The sequence below is a fragment of the Mesorhizobium sp. M1399 genome (genome assembly GCF_040317735.1).
Taxonomy (GTDB): domain Bacteria; phylum Pseudomonadota; class Alphaproteobacteria; order Rhizobiales; family Rhizobiaceae; genus Mesorhizobium.
Window position 1 is genome coordinate 317,405 of record NZ_JAMYKZ010000003.1, and the last position, 22,210, is coordinate 339,614.

At 59.6% G+C, this 22,210-nt stretch carries 17 protein-coding genes; 13 read left to right on the plus strand and 4 right to left on the minus strand.

All coding sequences use genetic code 11. The features are described 5' to 3' along the window. Positions 1-211: 211 nt before the first annotated feature. The gene (locus NKH05_RS06390; RefSeq protein ID WP_352908374.1) at positions 212-2,050 is read right to left on the minus strand and encodes a carbamoyltransferase family protein; all 1,839 of its coding nucleotides are present in this window, start codon (positions 2,048-2,050) and stop codon (positions 212-214) included. 525 nt (positions 2,051-2,575) lie between these two features. Here NKH05_RS06390 and NKH05_RS06395 point away from each other — a divergent pair. The 8 genes from NKH05_RS06395 to NKH05_RS06430 all read left to right on the plus strand — a co-directional run bounded on the left by NKH05_RS06395 (position 2,576) and on the right by NKH05_RS06430 (position 12,851). Next, on the plus strand, positions 2,576-4,381 hold the full coding sequence (locus NKH05_RS06395) for an ABC transporter ATP-binding protein (RefSeq protein ID WP_051409617.1): 1,806 nt from the start codon (positions 2,576-2,578) through the stop codon (positions 4,379-4,381). 65 nt (positions 4,382-4,446) lie between these two features. Then, positions 4,447-5,559, plus strand: coding sequence for a glycosyltransferase family 9 protein (locus NKH05_RS06400; protein WP_353025146.1), 1,113 nt, complete (start codon positions 4,447-4,449; stop codon positions 5,557-5,559). 161 nt (positions 5,560-5,720) lie between these two features. Beyond that, entirely contained in the window at positions 5,721-6,755 is a 1,035-nt protein-coding gene (locus NKH05_RS06405) for a glycosyltransferase family 9 protein (RefSeq protein ID WP_353025148.1), read from the plus strand. After that, positions 6,745-7,917: a glycosyltransferase family 9 protein gene (locus tag NKH05_RS06410; protein ID WP_353025150.1), complete on the plus strand. Its 1,173-nt coding sequence runs from the start codon at positions 6,745-6,747 to the stop codon at positions 7,915-7,917. Before NKH05_RS06405 ends, NKH05_RS06410 begins: the two co-directional genes overlap by 11 nt. A 201-nt stretch (positions 7,918-8,118) precedes the next feature. After that, positions 8,119-9,135: a glycosyltransferase family 28 protein gene (locus tag NKH05_RS06415; protein WP_156948027.1), complete on the plus strand. Its 1,017-nt coding sequence runs from the start codon at positions 8,119-8,121 to the stop codon at positions 9,133-9,135. Between the two features lie 46 nt (positions 9,136-9,181). Next, entirely contained in the window at positions 9,182-9,991 is an 810-nt protein-coding gene (locus NKH05_RS06420; RefSeq protein ID WP_353025191.1) for a sulfotransferase domain-containing protein, read from the plus strand. A 349-nt stretch (positions 9,992-10,340) separates the two neighbouring features. Continuing rightward, entirely contained in the window at positions 10,341-12,083 is a 1,743-nt protein-coding gene (asnB, locus tag NKH05_RS06425; RefSeq protein WP_353025151.1) for an asparagine synthase (glutamine-hydrolyzing), read from the plus strand. 72 nt (positions 12,084-12,155) lie between these two features. After that, positions 12,156-12,851, plus strand: coding sequence for a sulfotransferase family protein (locus tag NKH05_RS06430; RefSeq protein ID WP_353025153.1), 696 nt, complete (start codon positions 12,156-12,158; stop codon positions 12,849-12,851). A gap of 18 nt (positions 12,852-12,869) precedes the next feature. Here NKH05_RS06430 and NKH05_RS06435 read toward each other — a convergent pair whose 3' ends face one another. Beyond that, positions 12,870-13,784, minus strand: a complete 915-nt coding sequence (locus NKH05_RS06435; RefSeq protein ID WP_353025155.1) for a sulfotransferase family 2 domain-containing protein — start codon at positions 13,782-13,784, stop codon at positions 12,870-12,872. Positions 13,785-14,293: 509 nt separating this feature from the next. Here NKH05_RS06435 and NKH05_RS06440 point away from each other — a divergent pair. The 5 genes from NKH05_RS06440 to NKH05_RS06460 all read left to right on the plus strand — a co-directional run bounded on the left by NKH05_RS06440 (position 14,294) and on the right by NKH05_RS06460 (position 19,222). Then, entirely contained in the window at positions 14,294-14,935 is a 642-nt protein-coding gene (locus tag NKH05_RS06440; RefSeq protein ID WP_352844045.1) for a sulfotransferase family protein, read from the plus strand. Positions 14,936-15,033: 98 nt separating this feature from the next. Then, entirely contained in the window at positions 15,034-16,203 is a 1,170-nt protein-coding gene (locus tag NKH05_RS06445; protein ID WP_353025156.1) for a glycosyltransferase family 4 protein, read from the plus strand. 113 nt (positions 16,204-16,316) lie between these two features. Next, a complete protein-coding gene (locus NKH05_RS06450; RefSeq protein WP_353025157.1) occupies positions 16,317-17,108 on the plus strand; it encodes a glycosyltransferase family 2 protein in 792 nt (263 codons plus the stop codon). Positions 17,109-17,197: 89 nt separating this feature from the next. After that, positions 17,198-17,920, plus strand: a complete 723-nt coding sequence (locus NKH05_RS06455; RefSeq protein WP_352494621.1) for a glycosyltransferase — start codon at positions 17,198-17,200, stop codon at positions 17,918-17,920. A 264-nt stretch (positions 17,921-18,184) separates the two neighbouring features. After that, a complete protein-coding gene (locus NKH05_RS06460) occupies positions 18,185-19,222 on the plus strand; it encodes a phosphatidylglycerol lysyltransferase domain-containing protein (RefSeq protein ID WP_023717678.1) in 1,038 nt (345 codons plus the stop codon). A gap of 597 nt (positions 19,223-19,819) precedes the next feature. On the opposite strand, the gene NKH05_RS06465 is transcribed toward NKH05_RS06460, so the two are convergent. Next, positions 19,820-21,085 carry an ABC transporter substrate-binding protein gene (locus NKH05_RS06465; protein ID WP_023717677.1) on the minus strand — a complete coding sequence of 422 codons (1,266 nt, stop codon included), beginning with the start codon at positions 21,083-21,085 and terminating at the stop codon, positions 19,820-19,822. A 19-nt stretch (positions 21,086-21,104) separates the two neighbouring features. Next, on the minus strand, positions 21,105-22,208 hold the full coding sequence (locus NKH05_RS06470; RefSeq protein ID WP_352482627.1) for an ABC transporter ATP-binding protein: 1,104 nt from the start codon (positions 22,206-22,208) through the stop codon (positions 21,105-21,107). Positions 22,209-22,210 lie beyond the last annotated feature (2 nt).

Genomic DNA, 22,210 nt, shown 5'->3' on the forward strand with positions numbered 1-22,210 from the left:
TCAGCTCATATAGGGTATAGGGGTTTGGCCGAACCAAAGGTGTCGGGCAACCAGCCCATTTGGCAATCAAGCCTGGGAAACCGATCTGGAGCAGCGCCCTATCGCCTAGAAGCATAATGAGGCCTTTGCGCAAAGTGCGCCGCGCTCTCCAAAGTTGCTTTTTAACCACGTTCATCTCGACACCATGTAGCAACGCCTTTCGTGCGCGTGCTCAATCGGGCTCAAACTCACCGCGGTAGTCCATTGCGAGGGCGGAATCCTGCTTCGGCTTATGGAGAACGCAGTTACCAGCCACCAGCACGTCCAGATCCGTTCCCATGAAGCAGCGAAAAGCATCCGTCGGGGAACATACGATCGGCTCGCTGCGCACATTGAAACTGGTGTTCACCAAGACAGGACAGCCGGTAAGCGCTTCAAACCGGGTGATCAACGCGTGGTATAGCGGGTTGGTCTCGACGTGCACCGTCTGAATCCTGGCCGAATAGTCGACATGCGTGACGGCAGGAATCTCGGACCGACGGACGTTCAGCTTGTCTATTCCGAACATAGCGGCCTCGGATGCAGTCATCGCGCGGTGACGGCTCTGCTTAACCGGAGCAACGAGGAGCATATAAGGCGATTCACCCTCCAGATCGAACCAGTCCGACACATGTGCCGACAGGACTGAGGGGGCGAACGGACGAAAACTCTCGCGAAACTTGACCTTGAGATTGAGCGTCTTCTGCATATGGTCCGACCGCGGATCTGCAAGGATGGATCTGTTGCCAAGCGCCCGTGGTCCGAATTCCATCCTGCCCTGGAACCACCCCACCGCCTTGCCGTCGGCCAGCGCCGCAGCCGTGGCATCGATCAGTTGGTCGGTTGGCATGACTTCGAAAACGGCTTTGGCTCGGCTGAGTTGCGCTTCGATCTCGCTCTGACCGAATTCCGGACCGAGATAACTCCCTTTCATGGAATCTTGCTTGGCTATAACCCGCTCACCGCCGAGTTTAAGATGCCAGGCGGCGAGTGCGGCCCCAAGCGAGCCTCCGGCATCGCCGGCTGCGGGCTGAACCCAGATTCTCTTGAAGGCACCATCTCTGAGCACTTTGCCGTTCGCCACGCAGTTAAGCGCCACACCGCCGGCCATGCACAGATTGGGAATTGCAAAATCTCGTGCCAAGCTGCGAGTCAGCCGAAGAACGATCTCATCGGCGACGGCCTGGATGGACGCGGCAACGTCCATATGAAAATCAGTTAACAGATCGGTATCAGGGCGCCTTACCGGCTGCCCGAAGAGGCTGGCGAACCGTGCGTTCGTCATTTTCAGTCCAGTGGCATACGCGAAATAGCTTTGGTCGAGACGGAAGGTTCCGTCCTCCTTCAGGTCGACCAGCTTTTCCAGGATCAGCGATTTGAACCGAGGCACACCATAGGGGGCCAGCCCCATCACCTTGTATTCGCCACTGTTTATCTTGAAGCCGAGATAATAACAGAACGCCGCGTATAGAAGCCCGAGCGAATGCGGAAACCGCAATTCCCGCACGACATCAAGAGTTGCGCCCCTGCCGATCGCAACTGTCGTGGTTGCTTTCTCGCCAACGCCGTCGAGAGTTAAAACCACAGCTTCATTAAAGGGCGACGGGAAAAACGCGCTGGCCGCGTGGCTCACGTGGTGTTCGGAAAAAAGGATCCGGGATGGATCCTTGAAGCCGCGGTCGATTCTGCGGAGTTCGTCGAAAATGATCCTCTTCTGAAATAATTTTCCCGTCAGCCAAGCGGGCATCGCCTTTCGGAATGAATCGAATCCGCTAGGAGCGGCGTCGAGATAGGTTTCAAGCAGACGCGAAAATTTTAGCAGCGGCTTTTCATAGAATACGACGTAGTCCACATCCTTCAGCAAGACACCGCCGGTCTGCAAAACGGAGCGAATGGCGTTTGAGGGGAAGCGTTCGTCGGCTTTTCGACGGGTGAACCGCTCCTCCTGGGCCGCCGAAATGATGGCGCCGTCGACGACGAGGGAGGCCGCGCTGTCGTGGTAGAAAGCCGATATGCCCAATATATTGGTCATAATATTGTCTTCAAAACTGATTGGTCATCGAGTTCAAATCGTTCTTGGTTCTTCGTTCAATCCAAAATGTATCATTGGAATGCGTTCTTTGGAGCCGTCGGCAGATCACTCTGACCAACCGGCGTGCAAATCCGACGGGAAATACCACCCCAAAGAACGTCGATGCACACACCAAGTCGGAAAACCAACCATTGGTCGCAGCCCTCTTGGAGGGCACGTTGTGAATGTCAGACACTATTTTCGCCCACCACGAGAATGCACCCAAGCTATTGGCAAACGATTGAGCCGAAGGAACAAAGCTTGTCAAGGACGCGGCGTATCACCGAGCCGATTGAGCCCGTGCGGCAGCCTTGACGGTCGCCATTCAATGAGTCGGGTTCGGCATTGACTGCGGCTCCGAACGAAGCCACAGACATGGAATAGGATATGAACTATCGCGGATGCTCAAGCGGCGTCCCGAAATCGTGCGGGTCGGCAGAGAGCAGAGGCCCTCCGGTACCAACGCACATCGCATCGGGAAATGGAATGAGCGCAAAGAGACGAATTTCGGCGGTGCTGGCATACCCGCTGGTTAAGCGTCTGATCATCGAGAACCTGCCGCCGCACAAAACGCTGTATCTCGCCGGTTTGCTGTGTTCGATCGCCGTTGCGGCGACGACCGCCGCGTCGGCTTGGATCATGAGCACCATGGTCAATAGCATCTATGTGGAACGCAACGCTGCCGCCGCATGGGGTATCAGCGCCGTAATCATCGGCATTTTCCTGGTTAAGGGCATAGCCGCCTATTGCCAGACCATCACGACGGGAAAGATTCGCCGGGCTATCGTCTCGGACCTGCAAAACCGCCAGTTTTCTCGAATGGTGCGTTTCGACATCGGTCGTTTCGCCAATCAGCATCCGGCGAAATTCGTCTCCAAGATCATGTTCAACGCGCGCGCCGGGTCATCCGTTATTCTGACGCTCACGAGCAGCACCGTCTCCGATGTGCTGACGCTGATTGGCCTGGCAAGCGTCATGGTCAAGCAGGATCCGATGATGTCGCTGATATCCGTGGCGGTTCTGCCGCTGCTGTTCCTGTCGGTGGGCGCCATAACCAGGAAGCTCAAGGCGCTGGCAAGGGGCGAGACGGAGTTGGCTGCACTGGTCCAGTCGATCGGCACGGAAGCCGTCGAAGGTATCCGGACCATCAAGTCCTTTCAGCTCGAAGACAAGGCGGTCGCCAGCTTCGCAAAGGCCGTCGGCAAGATGGAAAGGCGCGGCATCCAGATAAACCGGACGTCAGCGTTGATGAGTCCGTTGATGGAGACCGGCGGCGGCGTGATCATCGGGCTGTTCGTCATTTATGCCAGTTGGCAGACCCTCGGCAACGGCAAGACCCCGGGCGAGTTCATGGCCTTCATAACCGCCTTTCTGCTTGCCTATGAGCCCGCCAAGCGGCTGGCCCGCGTCAATGTCGATATCCAGAAGCAGATGGTGGCGGTTGAGCAGATGTATGATTTGATCGATACGCCCGAGCAGCGACAACTCGCAACCGCCGGCGAGCGCCTCACCGATGTCGAGGGCGGTATCCGTTTTGAAGATGTGGCCTTCTCCTACGAAGGCAACAGCCCGGCGCTGCACGGCGTTTCCTTCGAGGTACGGCCCCGTGAGAAGCTGGCGATCGTCGGCCGCTCCGGCGCCGGCAAGACCACCATCGTCAATCTGATCCTGCGCCTCATTGAGCCGGACAAGGGCCGGATCCTCATCGACGGAAAGGACATTTCCAAGATCGGCCTCGCCGACGTTCGCGACAATATCGCACTGGTGTCACAGGATGTCTTCCTGTTCGAAGGCTCGATCCGCGACAACATCCGCGACGGACGCCCGGGCGCCACCGATCAGGAAATCGAGTCCGCGGCGGACCTCGCCCGGGTCACCAGCTTTTCCTCCAGCCTTGAAAACGGGCTCGACACTCTTGTCGGGCCGAGTGGCACCAACCTGTCGGGCGGGCAGAAACAACGCGTCGCCATCGCGCGCGCGCTGCTCAAGAATGCTCCGGTAATCGTCTATGATGAAGCAACGTCCGCGCTTGACGGCGAAAACGAACGGGCGGTCATGGAGGCTGCTTTCGACGATGCATTCGAGCGCACGGTGATCTGCATTGCGCACAGGCTTTCAACCATCAAGGCAGCCGATCGCATCCTGGTGTTTGACGCTGGTATTCTGGCGGACGCCGGGACTCATGACGAGCTTGCCAGGCGCAGCGAAATTTATCGCTCGATCTTTCACCTGGAGGCGTCCGGCCCGATCGTCGAGGGCAGCAAGCAGCTGCGGCAAAGCGTTTTGCGCTGACGGCGATGACCAGTTTTTATCACGGTTCCTATGTCAGGTATGTGATTGCTGGGATAGGCCTGCGATTGCGCCGATACACAAAGGCCGCGCGGACATTGTTTGCCGGCTCCAAGCCTCATTCCGTTCTTGAGCTGCAGGCCAAGGCCGACGCGCTGATCGCGCGCAGGGACTGGACAGGCCTTGAAGCAAGTATCAATGAAATGGCCATCATGGCTGACCGGTCCCGCAACCCCGAGCTGATGCAGAAGGCAGGACAGGCCTTCGAACGGCTGGGCAACTTCGCCCGGGCGGCCCAGCTTCGGCTTACCGCTCGCCGGCTGCGGAAGGGGAAAAATGCCAACGAGTGGACCGGGGAGAACCTCGGTTCGGATACACTGCTGATCGATCTTGTGGAGGATGACCCGCGCAGCCTTGGCCGGGTTATCCGCCACGCGCGACTGGCCGGCGCCGCCGCTGCCTATGCGCAAAGTGCAACAATTCGGGCAGAGCCGCGGCTCATATCAATTCTGCAGCGAACGTTCCCGAAGGCGACCGTGGTCCCGGCGCAGCAGGATGTGATCGGCGACAAACGTGCGACCTTCGAAGATCTCGCCTGGGTGTTCGGACGCGATGCCGAGAAACTTGCCGCCGACTTCGTGCCGCTGCGAGCAGATCCTGGGCTCGTCGAGACATTCCGCAAGCATTATCGCTCGATCACGGATCTGCCGCTGGTCGGCCTCTCCTGGGGTAGCAAATCCCACACCAAGGACGTGCCTGACTTCCCCGAATGGGCACGGTTCATCGCCCAGACACAAGCGACATTCGTTTCGCTTCAGTACGGACAGATCAAGCCGGCGCTGCGGCGCCTGCGCAATGGCAATGACGCGCGTCTTATCTATGACGACAGCGTTGACCAGATGGTCGATATGGACCGGTTCGCTGCACAGGTCGCAGCGCTCGATGCCGTCGTGACGATCAGCAACACGGCGGCTCATCTATCCGGAGCACTTGGTATTCCGACTATTTTCCTGATCGACGACAATTTTCAGACGGCGTGGCCAGTCATCGGCGATCGAACGCCTTGGTATCCGAAGGGCGTCGTCATTCGTAAGGAAGGGCGCGCGTGGTCGGTGGTGCTCGACGAGGTTGGTCAAAGACTCTCGTCGATCTTGACGACGCATTCCGACGCTGCCTGTTGAGGATCGCCGTGCCGAACAGACGATCCGTCCTTCAAAAAGCAAAAGCTGCGGACCTGCGCCCGCAAGCAGGCGCGGGCAAGCGGCTACAGACACTTTTTGATCGAGCAAAGAAACTTCTTAAACGGCCCTGGCGTCATGCCGACGAAAGCGTCGAACGGCATATGAGGCTGATGGCGGAGAGCGTCGAGCGAAGCGACTGGAAGGCGGCCCGGGACCATGCGCTGGCACTCGGCCTGCTGGGTGAGCAGCTTGGCGATCGCGGGCTTGTCAAGAAAGCCGGGCGTGGCCTCAGACGTCTCGGCGGCGGGAACCGTGCCTGGCAGTTGATTGCGTCGAGCAAGCAAATGCCAGGCAGGCCCGAATGGGATGGCAGTGATCTTGCGGGTCGCAGGCTTGCCGTCGAGCGCCGCGAAGGCGATCTTGCGATTTTCCTTCAGTTCGCGTCGTTGCTTGGCCCGGTGATCGCGGCTGCCGAGCGATGCATCGTCTCGGTCGAGCAGCGACTGGTGCCACTCTATCGCCGAACATATCCTGCGCTCGATCTCAGGCTGGAGGAACAGGGGGAGGTGGCGGCGGTGGACGCCGATGTCTTCGCCTGCTTCGAGACACTGGCGAAGCACTTCTGGCCGGATGAACCGGCAGCACGCGCGCCCTTCGTCCCGTTGGAGCCGGACCGCCGATTGGTCGCCGAGTTGCGCAGCACCTACCTCGATCGCGGCCCCGGTCCTCTGATCGGCTTTGCCTGGGGAAGCCTGAACAAGGCCAAGGACTTGCCGGCCCTGGACGATTGGCGGGCGTTGCTCGGCAGCCTGCCGGGACGTTTCGTCAGCCTGCAATATGGCGATGTCGGGCCGGCGCTCTCCGAGTTCGAGCACTGGGCGCCGGGACGCATCATCCATGACGCTTCCGTCGACCAGTTGTCGGATATGGACCGCTTTGCCGCGCAAATCGCTGCGCTCGATGCCGTGGTGACGATCAGCAATACCGGCGCCAATCTGGCGGGGGCGCTTGGCGTCCCAACGGTCGTCATGCTCGACGACGGGTTTCGGCTGTCGTGGCCCGCCTTCGGCGAGACCGTGGCCACATATCCAAGCGTTCGACTGGTCAGAAAAGGCGGCCAGGCATGGGCGTCCGCAATGCAGGAAGCAGGTGGACGGATCAGGCAAATCATCAGTGGAGTTGCTGATGGCCGATAGCCGATTTCTTCTCCGGTTGCGCCGCGCTATCGCGCTTGCCGGCTACAAATACAAGGTTTGGTTCCGCAGTCATCGGCGGCAGCTTTTCCTTCGCTGGCGTGACGGCGATATTGCCGATCAGATGGCGGATTATCGGCGAAGCATCGAGGCGCGCGATTGGTCGGCCGCGCTGCCGAAAGCCCTGGCGCTAGCATCGATCGCGAAGTCGAGGGGCGAGGTACATCTGCTCGACGAGCTCGGCAAGGCGCTGATGCGGATGGGCGCTTACGGCCCGGCGGCCGAACTCAAGATCGCCCGGCGCCATATCGTTGAAGGCCGTGTCGAGCGTGAGTGGCTCGGCCAGGATGTCTCGGACCAGGTACTGCTCGTCGACCTGATGGAGACCGAGAAGCAGGGGCTGGCCACCGCGATCCATCATGCGAGTTCCGTCGGCCGCGCGCTCGCCCGCGCCGCACGATTGATCGTGCTCGTCGAGCATCGGTTGGTGCCGTTGTTTCAGCGGACATTTCCCATTGCCGATGTGCGGGCTGTCGGTCCTGGGAACAAGGCCGCCTACGCCGAGGCGCAGGCCTTTGCCGGCGTCCAGCATCTGACTGCTGTGTTCGAAACCAATGAGGCGACGATCCGGGAGCATTTCGTCCCGCTTAAACCGGATCCGGCGCGGGTCGCTGAACTTCGCGCCCGCTACAGCGAGGACGGCCGGCCGCTGGTCGGCGTCGCATGGGGCAGCTCCAATCCCGGCAAGGACCTGCCGCCGCTGGCGGCGTGGCGTCCCCTGCTTGGCCGACAGGACCTTCGGTTCGTTTCGCTGCAATATGGCCGGACCGAGTCAGACCTGAAAATCTTGACCGATGGCGACCCGACACGTGTGTTGCACGACCCTACCGTGGATCAGCTTGTCGACATGGACATGTTCGCCGCGCAGGTTGCAGCGATGGACGCCGTCGTAACCATCAGCAACACCGGGGCCCACCTGGCGGGCGCCCTCGGCGTCCCGTCGGTCTTCATCCTTGGTGACGGCTTCAAACGTTCGTGGCCAGTGGAGGGCGACCGCACGCCCTACTATCCTTCGGCCGTGCTGGTCTCAAAGCGCGAACGGCCCTGGGCCGAGGTGATGGACGAGGCGCGACACCACATGTGCTCACTCATCGCCTCTAGTTGACTCCGCCACGCCTGGCATCGCGAACGCACTAGGAAGGCCACAGCAGCCAAGTGGTCAAGGGCCTTTTTTTACGGCGAGAACGCTGTAAACTGCCGGCTGGCGGCTGGTTCAAGACTTGGAGGGCGATGCATATCTTTGGGTAGGTCGGGGAACAAGTCGGCTTCTCTTGTCAGCGAAGACTTTGTGCAGCGGCTCTTCGCGGTGTACAGGCTTGTGCATCCAGGAAACCTGTTCAGGCGGGGGCGTATCTACGCTCGCGGCAGGGCAGAGACGAGGACGGTCTACTTCGTCCCACACAATCGCAACAATGTTCGTCTGCTGGCTGATGCGGCTCAACTTCTGGTCGACGGCGGCATTCAATGCGTATTCGCGCATATTGACGGATTGAAACGCGGCGGCGTCGCACGCCCTGAACTAAACGCCCGGGGAATGTCGCATATCAGCTTTGCTGAGCTCAAGCGGACGATCAGACCCTGCGACATGCTGGTGACTGGAAATGACTATGCACCGCAATTTTTTAGGCGGTTCATAGATTCTATCAACTTCGGAATGGTCCGTGTGGTCGGCCTCATCGGAGGTGCGAGACTGCTGCAGCCGCATCGATTTGTGAGAGCTGACTACATCCTGTCGATGGGACCGGCAGCGCTGCAGCAACGACGACAACCGACCTACATTGTCGGCTCCCCGGTAATTGAGCGTGCCGTCGAAAACGCGGGCGCCAGGCACGATGAAGGGCTTTTCGTGCTGGTGAACTTCAAGGGGGATATCGAAGACCTCGCAGACCGCCAATCGATCGAAGCGGTGGCAGCCGCATGTGCGAAACTCGGCCTTGCCCATGTCGTTAGTGTCCATCCCACGATGTTCGCAAAAGTCGACATGCCGAACAAATCGCCCGTAGACTTCGCACAACTGCTCCCGGACGCCCTGGCGCTAGTAACTCGCCCAAGCACCACGGTTTACGAAGCGATCGCCTGCGGCATTCCGGTGGTGCTCTTTCCGCTGGTTTCGCCGATGGTCGAGTTCGACAGTCCTATGGGCGCTTTCAAACCAACATGGTCGGAGCATCAACTCGTCGACGATATCCTTGCTGCGGTCAGGTCAAGACCGACCTATTTTGAGCAAAGCCGGGACTTCCTCAATGCCAATCTGTCGATTGATCCAAAGATGCCAGCTTCGCAACGGATCGCCAATGCTTTGATCGATATTTACAACCGCTGATTTGCGCAATCAAAGTGCTCGCAATCGGAGGCCTAAGTTGAGATTGTTGTCCAACTTCTTTGCAAAAAGGCCGCCACTCCTTGTCGTCTCGTTTCCCAAGTCCGGGCGGACGTGGCTGCGCGTAATGCTTGACGATCTGGGCGTCAATGCGGCTTACACGCATGATGGTTCCGACCACAAGGAGCTGCGTGACATTGCACAGATCAGCACCGACAAATCACGCTACAAACGGCAGCGGATCCTATTTCTGACGCGAGACCCCCGCGACACTGTGGTGTCTGGATATTTTCAGGTTTGCAAACGCCATCAGCTGGGAGCAGGTCCGATAGGCGAATGTGTAAGGAGCCCCAAACACGGCGTCGAGAAGATTGCCCTTTTCAATCTGCAGTGGTTCGCAGCCGCAAGTTACATGCGAAAAATTGCGCTTCTGCGCTATGAAGATATGCAGCGGGATACAAACGACGCTTTGCGCAGTGTCGGAAACTTTGTGGGAAAGTCCTTCGACGAGTCCAACCTTGCTGATGTGGTCGTCAGTAGGTCGTTCAAACGAATGCAGCAATCTGAAATCTCAGGAGAACTGGGTGCGCGCTATGGCGGAAAATTGCGACCACGCAATCCTGACGACCCGGAAAGTTTCAAGGTTCGAAAAGGTAAGGTCGGTGGTTATTTGGACTACCTCAGCGTAGATGATGTAGCCTTCTGCGACAATGTACTTGCGCGGCTCGATTACTGGAAGCGGCTCGATGAGGCCTTCCTGCGGCATGGCATATCTTATCTCGGCGACAGGGGCAGGTGTGAATTGATCCGATGCATCGGTTTGTCTGCGGATGCGGACATAGCGGCACGACGCCGATAGCTACGATTTTGCCTCATATGCCGATGCCTTTTTTGCCATCTAGGTTCTGCTCTCCGGTTCGAGAAGGCCGAGAAGCAGGTCTGGCTGGCCACAGCGATCCATCATGCGAGTTCTATCGGCCCGCGCGCTCGGCCCGGGCCGATCCCCAGATCACGGCCGCCTACGGCCCTGGGCCGAGGTGATGGACGAGGCGGAGAAGAACATGAGGCGCCTGCTCGAGGCCGCTCGAGCCTGACCGTACAAATCAGCAGGGCGGTTGAGCATCCAGGCAGTTTCCTATACTGGTCTGGCCCGGCTGGCGGAGCCGGCAAAAAGCTTTCGAACCGAAGATCTTCCTGCGGAGCCAATGATGTGCGGATTGTTCGGCGTCTATCGTGCCGAGGGCTTTTCGCCCGACGATATCCACCGTGCCGACCAGGCCCGCGACACGCTTGTGCACCGCGGCCCGAATTATGGCGGCGCACGTGTCACCAGCGATCTCTATCACGGGTTTCGGCGCCTCAGCATTATCGACCTCTCGGCGGCAGGCAATCAGCCCATGGTCAGCGCCGACGGGAAGTTCGCGATCACGGTCAATGGTGAGATCTACAACTATCGCGAGCTCCGCGCCGATCTGATTGCCAAAGGCTGCGTATTCACCTCGCAGTCCGATTCCGAAGTTGTGCTGCATGGCTATCGGGTGTGGGGGCTGGAAGAGCTCTGCGAGAAGCTGGACGGCATGTATGCGGCCGTGATCCATGATGGGGAACGCCGCAAGCTGCATGCGATCCGCGACCGGCCGGGCATGAAGCCGTTCTTCTACTTCCATTCGGGACGCCGATTTGCCTGGGCGTCGGAACTGAAAGCGCTGCAGGCCTGGCTCGGCGACGATCTGCCACCGATCGACGAGACGGCTGTCCTGGACTATCTCGCATGCCGCTATATTCCAGCGCCCAAAAGCCTTTACCGCAATATCTTCAAACTTCCGGCCGCAAGTCGGCTGACATTCGATCTGGAAACCGGCCGCGTCGATGTCGGGCGTTACTGGACCATGCCTACCGAACTCCGCTCGGACAATGACGACCGCCTGGCCGACGGGCTGCGGGGCCGCATGCAGGCGAGCGTCGCCGCTCACATGGTGAGCGATGTGCCGGTCGGCTATTTTCTGAGTGGCGGCATAGACTCGGCGGTTGTCCTGTCGCATGCCGTTGCGGTGAACCCCACGGCAAAGGCGTTTTCGATCGGCTTCGAAGATCCAAGATTTGACGAGAGCGCGCAGGCGGCCAAGGTCGCGGCGCTGTTCGGCGCCGAACACGCGATCCGGATCCTGCAGCCGACAGAGCTCGATGACGTCTTCGACCGCACGCGGGAATGGTATGACGAGCCACTTTCCGACAAGGCCGCCGTCCCGGCGTTTCGTGTCTGCGAATTTGCCAGCCGCGACAGGACCGTCGTGCTGACGGGCGATGGCGGGGACGAGCTTTTCGGCGGCTATCGCTCATACAAGCGGTTTAGCGGCATTCGCAGGAAGCAACGTTTCCTCCCGTTCGGTTCACAGAGCGGGTGGCGCCTGAAGGACCGCAATTTGCGCCTGATCACCACGCGTGACCCGGTCGAGCTCTCCATCACCATTGGCTCCGGCAGAACGAGGTGGCAGCGCGACGTCTATCGCGAACGCCTTGCCATCGCTGCCGACTATGACGAACTCGCCCATCTCAGGGCGTGGTGGAAGCCGGAACTCGGACCGTTGCGCAGCCTGCAATATCTCGATTTTCATACCAGTCTGCCCAACAATATCCTGACCAAGGTCGATCGGTTGAGCATGTCGGTTTCGCTCGAAGCGCGTATCCCGTTCCTGTCGCGAACAATGATCGAATATGCGTTCAGCCTGCCGGAGTCGTTTCTTTACAAGGATGGCCAGCTTAAGGGTGGGCTCAAATACGCATATCGCAATGTTTTGCCGGCAAGCACGCTCAAACGTAAGAAGCAGGGATTTGGTCTTCCGCAAAGCTGGAAGCGAACGGCCGTGGCTTCGCAATCCGAGGAAAGCTATCAGGAGGCGGTATTGTCCGGTTTCCTGAAAGGCGCCAAGTTTTCGAATGCCTCCGCATAGCCACCCTCAAGGCTGCCAGCATTTCTTTTTCGCCGTGACGGAGCGGGGTCGGGCCATAGGAGCACTGCCGACATGGTGATGCGGACCGGATTCATATGCGGCTGCGGTCATAGCGGCACGACCTTGATCGCGACGATCCTCGCAGCCCATCCCGACGTCTACCTGCCGTTCCAGGAAACCAATGTCTTCTTCAAATGGACGCCGCTGGCGATGTTTCGCTATTGGAAGCTGAAGCGCGCGGCGCGCGGTGCCGGAAAGACCTTGCTGCTTGAAAAAACGCCGCGGCATATCCGTCGCGTCGGCCGTATTCGCCGCCTCGTGCCCGGGGCGCGTTTCGTGATGCCGGTGCGGGACGGGCGCGACGTCGTGGCGTCATTGGCCAAGCGTCTTGGCGATCCAACAGAGGCGCTCGACCGCTGGATCGGCGACAATGCGCTCGTTCTCGCCGAACAAGGACAGCCTGATGTACTGATCTATCGCTACGAGGATCTGGTCGAGGATCCGGCCAAGATCGTTGAGCGCATCTGCGGCTTTCTCAACCTGCCCTTCAGCCCGGACCTGCTCGACTATCACAGGAAGCCGCAGCAATGGTTCAAGCCGGCCGAAGTCGAAGTTGAGAAGCAGCATACTGCGCTCCGCAACCAGCAGGTCAATCAGCCGATCTATGATGGACGCGGACGGTGGAAGACCGATCTTGGTCAGCAGGAATTGACGGAACTTACCGAGGGCCGTGGGAAACCCCTGATGCAGGCTTTCGGGTATCTTTGAGCGATACGCCCGATATTTTCACTCCGGAAGCGCGCGCGGATAGCCAAACTGATCGAAGTCGCGCTCATACGCGCGATAGATGGAATCCGCCAGTTCTGGCGTGAAGTAGTCGGCAAGCCTGCGACGCGAGGAGGTGTGCAGGGGCGGCATCGCCGCGCGCCGCATATCGTCGCCTGCACCGACATGATCGAGAACCCGTTCGAAATCCTTTGCGAAAGTCTCGGTCTTGCCGATGAGGTCGAACGTAACTCCTGGAACTTCGACAATGTCGCTTTGCCTCTGCCAGTGCTTGTCGATGCGCCATGTGGACGTCGTGCAGGCAAAGGCGACGAAATCTGCAAAGGACAGGCTCTTGTCAGCGCCCACAGGCAGCGCCGGATCGGCCCGTTCGCGATGAGCCAGATAGACCTCGACCCTGCCATAGCCAGGCACAAGGGGACGGTCGCGATATTGGTCGGCCCAGCACGACAACAGCCTGATATAGGGATTGCGAACGAAGGTAAATCGCAAGGCTTCAGCACTTGTCGCCATGCGGTGGAACTGCACGATGCCATGGCGAGGCGCCTGCAACCGTGACGCCTTTCGGTTGTGGACCTTCCAGTTCTGGTCGCTGCGCCACCCCGACACGGTGTCGTTGCCGATCATGGCTGCAAGGTTGCTTCGAATGCGGCTGCTGGCCGCCTTCGGCGTTGCCAGGTACAGGATCTTGAGTTGCGGGACCACGTCGATCAGGTCGTCCGGCAGGTATGCGGTTGCCACGGCCCTGCGGTAGAAGGCGAGGGCTTCCGGATGCGCCCAGGCAAGAAACGGCTCCCTGACTACGTCGCGAAGGTTTTGCAGCCGTGGCCGCAACGAGCGCTCGAGGCGACGGAATGCGCCGAGCTGGCGTTTGCCCGGCACGACATTATCGGGCGAAACATGGCTGGTCGTCATCGGCAAAAACCCTCGCCTTGAAATCAGTCTACCTGTCGTGGCATAGGCCTGTAAGCAGGCAGACTGTCTTTACCGCATTGCCCTATCCAAGGCTGGCTTACGGCGCTTAATAGACTGCGAAGAAACTCCCGCCAAGTTCGAAAGCTCAATTGAGGTGGATAGAGGCATCGCGCGTCGCACGGGCTTGTCACAGCACGACCAACGCTTCCGGCCCTGGTGCAGGACAATGATCGCCTTTTGTGCTGCGATGTTTTTCCGGGGGTGGGAAGGCGTTAGACAACGCAAATGTTCCGCCAAATTTTTTACATTCAATCTCTAACTTGGCAGCGTCGACAGACTTACGCTATACGCCGCGGTGGGCACGGTAAACGGGGGACGAAACCACTCACGGATCGAGCTCGAATGTGCTGAAACGATTTCGGAAAATCAAAACAAAGGTTGGCCGAACGGTCGCCAAAAGGACCATACCGGCTTCTCCGTTTTACAAGCGATACCCGTATGGCGGCAAATTGACGATACTGACCGCCGATCGGCAAGGATTGTTTGATCCCGATCACGGATTTTTCTACAATCGCATTGCGAAGTCGGCCAACTCTACGGTCACAATAAACTTGGCCCAGCTCAAATTTCGCGAAAACTTCCAGCTCGCCGGCGCGAAGAAACAATTGCTGCAGAGCGACACCCTGTTGCGTCCGTCGCAATTGACCGTCGATCAGGTTGATTCGATTTCGAACGTGTTCGCGTTCACGTTTGTGCGGAATCCCTACAGCCGCGTGCTGTCGGCCTATTTGGATAAGGTCGCGACGGGAAAGAAAAACATCGGTAAGCGCGGCAATATCCCGACTTTCTGTGAATTTTGTGATCTCCTGGAAGATGGCTGGCTGTATGCGGACCTCCATTGGGCTCCGCAGACATCGTCGCTTGTCATGCCCACGTCCGAGTTTGATTTTATCGGTCGTGTCGAAAATTTCGCCGAGGACTTCCAAAAGGTGTGGGATCGGATCAGTGGCGGCAGGCAAATCAGCAACACCATCCACCGCAGCCAAAGCCGAACGGATGCGACGAGCAAGGCCGACGATTACTATGATAAGAGATCGCGCGGGATCGTCTCTAGCCTCTATGCCGAGGATTTTGAGGCTTTCGGCTACTGACGGCAATGCGCGGCTTCTGCTCGGCGGCGCACAGTCTACCTCAGGAAAACGACACTCCAGTCGATCATGTGCAAATCTTCACGGCGTAGCGAGGTCAAATGGCTCTGTCTCAGCATGATCGGCAGGTCCAAGCCGAACCGACAGTGCCGATCCTGTTCGTGCGCCAGCGTTATGCGCCTTTCGGTGGAGGCGAGATCATGCTGGAAAACATCATGGCCGCGTTTGCGGCGCGTCAGCGGCCGGTGGCCGTGCTCTCCGGCGACTGGCCGCGTAATGAAGGGATAGAGTTCATCCATTGCGCCGGCCGCCGCTTTCCGCGTTCGCTGCGGGCGACGTCCTTTGCTCAAGCCGCCTGCCGCAAGATCGCCGAGATGCCACGGGCGCTGGTGCAGAGCAACGATCGCCTCCCGTGCTGCGATGTCTTCCGGGCCGGGGAGGGCGTTCATGCCGCCTATCTTGCCGAGCGGCGGCGTTTCCAGACGCGGCTTGGCAGGGCGGCAATGGCGCTGAGCCCTTTTCACCGCCAGACGCTGCGCCTCGAGCGCGCAACCTATGCCAGCCCACGGCTCAAAGCTGTCATTGCGATTTCGAAAATGGTCGCAGACGACATTGTCCGTCACTACGATTATCCGGCGGAAAATGTGCACCATATCCCCAACGGCGTGGACCTCCACCGCTTCAATCCGCAACTGCGCCAACAGCATCGGACCGCGGTCCGCGCGCGGCTCGACGTCGACGATAACAGGTCGGTCGTCCTGTTTGTCGGCTCGGGCTTTGCGCGAAAGGGGCTTCTTGCACTGATGAGGGCTGTCGCCAGGCTCGATGGCGAGCCGGAATTGTGGGTCGTCGGCCACGATTCGCGCGCCAACGCCTTCAGGCAGACTGGTGACAGGCTGGGTCTCGGCGCAAGGCTCAAGATGCTGGGGCCGCAAAAGGACATGTTGCCGTGGTACGGCGCGGCCGATATTGCCGTGCTGCCTTCCATCTATGATCCTTTCGGCACAGTGGTGATCGAGGCCATGGCCAGCGGCTTGCCCGCTGTGGTAAGCACCGGCTGCGGAGCGCGCGAGCTTGTCGAGCGGTTCGAGCCGACGCTTGTTTGCGACGCGGCCAGCGAAAGCGACCTCGCTGCAGGGCTCGCGCACGCGCTGCAGTTGTCGTCACGATGTGAGACCGCGACCCGGGTGAGAGCGGCGGCCGAGCATTATGATTTCAACGTCATGATAAAGCGAATGATGGCGCTGTATGAAAGCCTTGATCTGAAATGATTTTCGACTTTGTTGGATTAGGTTAGTACCCTCAGTGCGCTAACAGGCCGGGAGCCGATGCTGCAGATACATTCGAATGACAGCGGCAGCTTTGATGCCGGAACCTTCTGACCGTGCCGGTGCTCTCGGTCGTTATCATCACCCGCAATGAGGAGGCGTCCATCGCGCGCTGCCTTCGTTCGGTGGATTTTGCCGACGAAATCGTCGTTCTAGACAATGACAGCAGCGACAGAACCAGGGACATTGCCGGTGATCTCGGAGTCAAGGTTTTGATGACCCTTGATTGGCCCGGTTTCGGCGCGCAAAAAAACCGTGCGCTTGCCGCGGCAACGGGGGATTGGATCCTTTCGCTGGATGCCGATGAGTGGGTGGAGGCGCCGCTCGGTGCGGAAATCAGAGCCGCAATCGCCGACCCAAAAGGCTATGACGGCTTCGAAATACCGAGAAGATCGCGCTTTTGCGGGCATATTGTCCGCCATGGCGGCTGGTCACCCGATCTGGTGCTCAGGCTATTTCGTCGCCGCTCCGGGCGCTTCAGCGACGATACCGTGCACGAGAAAGTAGTGGTGAACGGGAAGGTCGGGCGATTGTCCCAGCCGATCGAGCACGACTCCATCGCCGACCTGGCGGATGCCCACGACAAGATTGGCCGGTACGCCGAAGCGTCCGCCGCGCGGCTGCTTGCCGAGGGCAAAAAAAGCTCGATAGGCAAGGCGGTTTTGCGCTCTGTCTGGGCTTATATGCGCAGCTATGTTTTCCGGCTGGGATTTCTGGACGGTTCCACTGGGGCGATGGTTGCCGCTTATTCCGCCAGCTACACCTATCAGAAATGGGCGCGTGTGGCATTGGGGAGCGAGGCCAATTCCACCCGAACCAGCAAGACCGAGGCCAGGACAAATCTGTGAGAAACCGGCTTGCGCGACCGCCATTGTTGCCGAGCCATCGCCAACTAGTTAGTGTACGACCGTTAAAATCGAAAGCCAGGGTAGTGAATATGACTGATGCGTTTAGGGTATTTATCGGATGGGACAGCCGTGAGCCGATCGCGTACGACGTCGCGCGCCACTCGCTGCTCAAACATGCGTCGGCGCCTGTCTCCGTCATTCCGATCAAGCAGGACGAGATGCGTAGCCGCGGGCTGTACTGGCGGGAAAAAGACCCGCTCGCCTCAACGGAGTTCACCTACACGCGCTTTCTGACGCCCTTTCTCGCCGGCTACACGGGTTGGGCCCTGTTTTGCGATTGCGATTTCCTGTGGCTCGGTGACGTCGCAGGCCTGCTGAAATATACGGACTCGGACAAGGCGGTCTATTGCGTCCAGCATGACTATACGCCGAAGGCCACGACCAAGATGGATGGCGTGGTCCAGACATCCTATCCTCGGAAAAACTGGTCGTCGTTGATGCTGTTCAATTGCGCGCATCCCTCGGTCAAATCGCTCACGCCAGAGGTCGTGAACCAGGAAAGTGGCGCCTATCTTCACCGAATGCAGTGGGTTGCCGACGAAGATCTGGGCTCATTGCCGGTAGAGTGGAATTGGCTCGAAGGCTGGAACGAAAAGCCTGCTGTCGGCACACCTAAGGCGGTCCACTATACGAGCGGCGGCCCGTGGTTTGCCGAGTGGCAGAATGTCGACTATGCCGATTTGTGGATAGCAGAACGCGACGAATTCCTGGCTTCAGATCAAGCACAATCTTCTCAGAGCGCAGTTCGATAAGCGCCATCGTGTTTGGCAGGTGAGCGCTTCCGAAGTGGAATCGATTTCGTGTCGCGAAGAGCGCAGCAACCAGCCGTCAGACGCTGGGCGTCGACAACAATGCGTGGTGCCGCCTTGGGGCGGGACCGGGGGCGGATTGTGCCTAAATCTGGCGGTTCCGGCCGGATAAGATGCCGCACCAGGTAAGGATCAGCTCGCGGCAATATGATCGGTCTGGGGTCCGTCAGCTCTTTCATCGGCCTAGCCGGCACGCGAAAGTCGACCATGCCGTCATTGCGAAGACGCCTCGATCGTTTTTTGGAAAACCGCGGGCCTAAAATACCGCGGCTGCAGCTGAACCATGTCGAGCGCCTGGCGCTGGTCCGTCGCCATGGTGATTTTTCCCTTGCCTATTCGGCCGCCGTGCAGAAGGGGCTTCATTACTTCGGCGATGCCCAGGGCTACATCGCTTACGGCAGCAAAACGCGACATCATTTCGCGCTCGGTGATCCAATGGCTGCCCCGGCCGATCGGCGCGACTATATCAAACGTTTCGTCGAGGTTGCAGGCAGCCCGTGGTTCGTGCAGATCGGCGAACAGACGGCGCGCGTGCTTGCCGGGCTTGGCTATCAGGTCAACCGCCTTGGCGTCGACACCAGGCTTGTCCTGCCCGGCCACGACTTTTCCGGAAGGCGCAATGAGACAGTGCGCTATTCCGAACGTTGGCTCTTGAGGAAGGGGTTTTCCTTTGCGGAGGACAACGGGACCGTCTTCCTCGACGAGATTGCCAGGCTCTCCCAGAACTGGCGGGCAGACCGCATCGTCAAGCGCTGGGAGATGAGGTTTCTCAACAGGCCCTTTGCCGATCACCTTGGCATCGACATGCGCCGCTTCGTCCTGCACGGTCCGGATGGAGAGCTCGTGGCCTTGCTGGATTTCGATCCGCTGTTCAGTGACGGCAAGGTCATCGGCTACACCACCTCGTTCAAGCGCAAGCACATCGATGCCTCGGCGCATGCCGAGATCGGCCTGACCAAATTTGCGGTCGACCGCTTTCGCAACGAAGGTGTTTCCGTCGTTACCCTCGGCCTGTCGCCGCTGGTCGAAATCGGACCCAGCGGGTTTGTCGAAAGCGATTTCTGGCGGTGCGCTTTCCAGCGCGCCTATGAATCGCCGTGGGTCAATCGCACCCGCTTCAACCTGCAGGGGCAGGCGGCCTTCAAGCGCCGGTTCCACGGTGTCGAAGAGCCGACCTATCTCGCCTTTCGCAAGGGGACCTTTTTCGAGGCGCTTTCTCTGCTCCGGCTGATCAGGGCCGTCTAGTGCCTGGTGGATGGGGCTCGTCGTCTCCCAGTATGTCGACCTCACACCGGCCAGGCTTGGTTGTTTAGGTGGGAAAGGAAGGCCGCGGCGGGATGCAAAAGACCGGCCGCGAAGCGCCGGACGGTTCTTGCTGTCGTCCCCAGTCCCGCCGGGGCACTTTTGGTAGCCCGAGAACGGCTCCGCATCAGCGCCAAGGGGTCGGATTCACGGTTGCTGCAGCGTACCGCCAGGAATAACGAGGGTACCTTGGCCTGGCCTTGAGTATCTGAAGCCTATGAAGAACAAAGCGACGATGATCAAACAAATGACGATGACCGCGACGACGCTGCCAGGACGGTGTCCGGTATCTGGCGGTTGGACCATTGCCTTCCCGCATGGCTATCGCCGTTGACCTTCTTCATTCTCCAGCCGAGCATGACGACTGTCAATGGATGCAGGAGTTGCCCCCGCCGTCTGTTGCGCAAAATGTTTTCCCGTGGGTTAGTGGCGGCGCGTTGAGTTGGCCAAATGATCGATCAACCTCTCCCCGTTCACGGGAGAGGGTATCGTCCTTCGACGAACTCGCGAGGCAGGTGGGCGGCGCGGACTCAACCAATATTACGGGAAGACCGCCGCGTATTCGCTGCGGAAATCCCCGATGACGTCGTCGACCGTCATGTCGGGGTCGCCCTGGAATGTGTACATCGTATTCCACACCGAGTTCAGCCAGTCGGTGTCGGATATGTTGAAAGGATTCTGGACGCTGAAGCCGGGCTTTTTCAGCGAGTCGAGGACGAGCTGGTTGCAGGCGTCGAGCTTGTCGGTCGGAACGTCCAGGCGCACCGGGCTCGATCCCTTGATGGAAGCGAACTCGGCGTTGATCTTGGGGTCGACGACGGTACCGGCGAAGTCGAGCTCTGCCTTGAGCACGTCATCGGGCTGGCCGCCGAGGATGCCGAACGCATCCACCGTCACCGATAGCGCCTTGGTGCCGGGAATGTTGATGCAGCCGAAATCCTCGCCGAGCACCTTCTTGTTGGCCTTCCACTGACCCTTCATCCAGTCGCCATGGATCTGCATGAGCGTCTTGCCCGAAATGACCGTGCTGGTCGTCTCGTTCCATTGCCGGTTCACCCAGCCCGCGTCGGCCTGGCTGGTGATCTTGCGGAACATGTCGATCGCGTCGCGCAGGCCTTTCTCGTCGAACACAGTCTTGTCAGGCGTTTCACCATAGAAGCGGTTGTATATGTCCGGGCCGGCGACGGCAGCGACCAGGGCATGAAAGAGATAGCCGGCCTGAAACGTGTTGCCGCCCACTCCGATGAAGGTGAAGCCGGCCTGCTGGACCTTTTTCATGTCGGCGAACATATCGTCGAGCGAGGCCCATTTGGTCGGGTCGACGCCGGCCTCGGCGGCGACCTTCTTGTTGTAGTAGATCATCCCGTCGATATGGACGCCGGTCGGGATTTTGCGGATCTCGCCGTCGACCTTGATTGACTTCAAAACCGTTTCGGGAAAATTCGGCGTCGCCCCGATCTTGTCGAAATAGGCGTCGAGCGGCTCGCCCAGTCCGCGTTTGGTCAGATCGCGATAAAGGCCAGGCTCGGAGTTGATGAACAAATTGGGTGGTGTGCCGGCGACGATCAGGCTGACCAGCGGGCTGGAGCCGGCCTGCTCGTGCGGCACGGCCATCTCGGTAATCTTATTACCTTTCGCTTCGAACGCCTTGACGATCGCGTTGAGCGCGCCGATCTCGCTCTCATTCGACCATGTATGGAACAGTTTGAGCTCGGTGGCGGCGGCGCTGGCGAACGGCGCGGCGCCGATCGCCAGCGCCAGTCCAAATGCGCCCAGCAGTCTCTTGGACGTCAGTCTTCTGGACATCGTTTCCTCCCTATTGATGTTAAATCCGACTCCGAGTTTCGGCGTCGAAAAGATTGAACCGGTCGGCCGGAAAGATCGCTCTGACGCTGGCGCCGTCCCGCAGCGCGCCGATCTGCGAATGGTCTACATGCACAGCCAGCAGCTCGTCGGCGGCCGCCAAGAAGGCGGTACCGTCGCTACCGGTCTTTTCGCTGTAGCGCAGCGGCAGGTCGAAGATGGCGGCCGGTTTGCCGCCATTCGGCCTGCCGATCGAGAAATGCTCCGGCCGCAAGCCGACCAGCACCTTCATGCCCGTGGCCGGCTGCCTGATGAAGGAATAGTCGGACAGGTCCATCTCGACGCCGGTCGACCGGTGGGTCGCGACGACGCGGTTGCCGGTGAGATCGATCGTCGTCTCGAAGACGTTCATCGGCTGCGAGCCGACAAAACGAGCGACGAAGAGGTTGGCCGGCCGCTCGTAGATCTCGTCCGGCGTGCCGATCTGCTGGATGACGCCGCCGTCCATTACAGCGATCCGCGTCGCCATAGTCATCGCTTCGACCTGGTCATGGGTAACGTAGACGACCGTCTTCTTGAGGTCGTGGTGGAGCTTCTTGATCTCCAGACGCATCTCGGTGCGCAGCTTGGCGTCGAGGTTGGACAACGGCTCGTCGAACAGGAACACGTCGACATTCTTCACCAGCGCGCGGCCGATGGCGACGCGCTGGCGCTGGCCGCCGGACAGTTGCGCCGGACGGCGGTCGAGCAGCGGTTCGATACGCAACAGCTGTGCGGCCCAGGCGACACGCCGCTCTATCTCGCCGCGGTCGAGCCGTTGCGCCGAGAGGCCGAACTTCAGGTTGCCGCGCACCGTTTTTGTCGGATAGAGCGCATAGGACTGGAACACCATGGCCAGGCCGCGGTCCTTGGGATCGAGATCGGTGACATCGCGGCCGCCGATGGTGATCGAGCCTGCGGTCACCTCCTGCAGGCCGGCAAGCAGGTTAAGCAATGTGGTCTTGCCGCAGCCGGACGGGCCGAGCAGCACCAGGAACTCGCCGTCATTGACGGTGAGGTCGAGATCCTCGAGCACGGTGACGCGCCCGAACTGCTTGACGATATTTTTGAATTCGACCTTCGGCACGG

Excerpts from the sequence above, each read along its gene's own strand:
- NKH05_RS06390 (WP_352908374.1), bottom strand. The coding sequence starts at position 2,050 with ATGACCAATATATTGGGCATATCGGCTTTCTACCACGACAGCGCGGCC.
- NKH05_RS06395 (WP_051409617.1), top strand. The coding sequence starts at position 2,576 with ATGAGCGCAAAGAGACGAATTTCGGCGGTGCTGGCATACCCGCTGGTT.
- NKH05_RS06405 (WP_353025148.1), top strand. The coding sequence starts at position 5,721 with ATGAGGCTGATGGCGGAGAGCGTCGAGCGAAGCGACTGGAAGGCGGCC.
- NKH05_RS06410 (WP_353025150.1), top strand. The coding sequence starts at position 6,745 with ATGGCCGATAGCCGATTTCTTCTCCGGTTGCGCCGCGCTATCGCGCTT.
- asnB (WP_353025151.1), top strand. The coding sequence starts at position 10,341 with ATGTGCGGATTGTTCGGCGTCTATCGTGCCGAGGGCTTTTCGCCCGAC.
- NKH05_RS06430 (WP_353025153.1), top strand. The coding sequence starts at position 12,156 with ATGGTGATGCGGACCGGATTCATATGCGGCTGCGGTCATAGCGGCACG.
- NKH05_RS06435 (WP_353025155.1), bottom strand. The coding sequence starts at position 13,784 with ATGACGACCAGCCATGTTTCGCCCGATAATGTCGTGCCGGGCAAACGC.
- NKH05_RS06445 (WP_353025156.1), top strand. The coding sequence starts at position 15,034 with ATGGCTCTGTCTCAGCATGATCGGCAGGTCCAAGCCGAACCGACAGTG.
- NKH05_RS06455 (WP_352494621.1), top strand. The coding sequence starts at position 17,198 with ATGACTGATGCGTTTAGGGTATTTATCGGATGGGACAGCCGTGAGCCG.
- NKH05_RS06460 (WP_023717678.1), top strand. The coding sequence starts at position 18,185 with ATGCCGTCATTGCGAAGACGCCTCGATCGTTTTTTGGAAAACCGCGGG.
- NKH05_RS06465 (WP_023717677.1), bottom strand. The coding sequence starts at position 21,085 with ATGTCCAGAAGACTGACGTCCAAGAGACTGCTGGGCGCATTTGGACTG.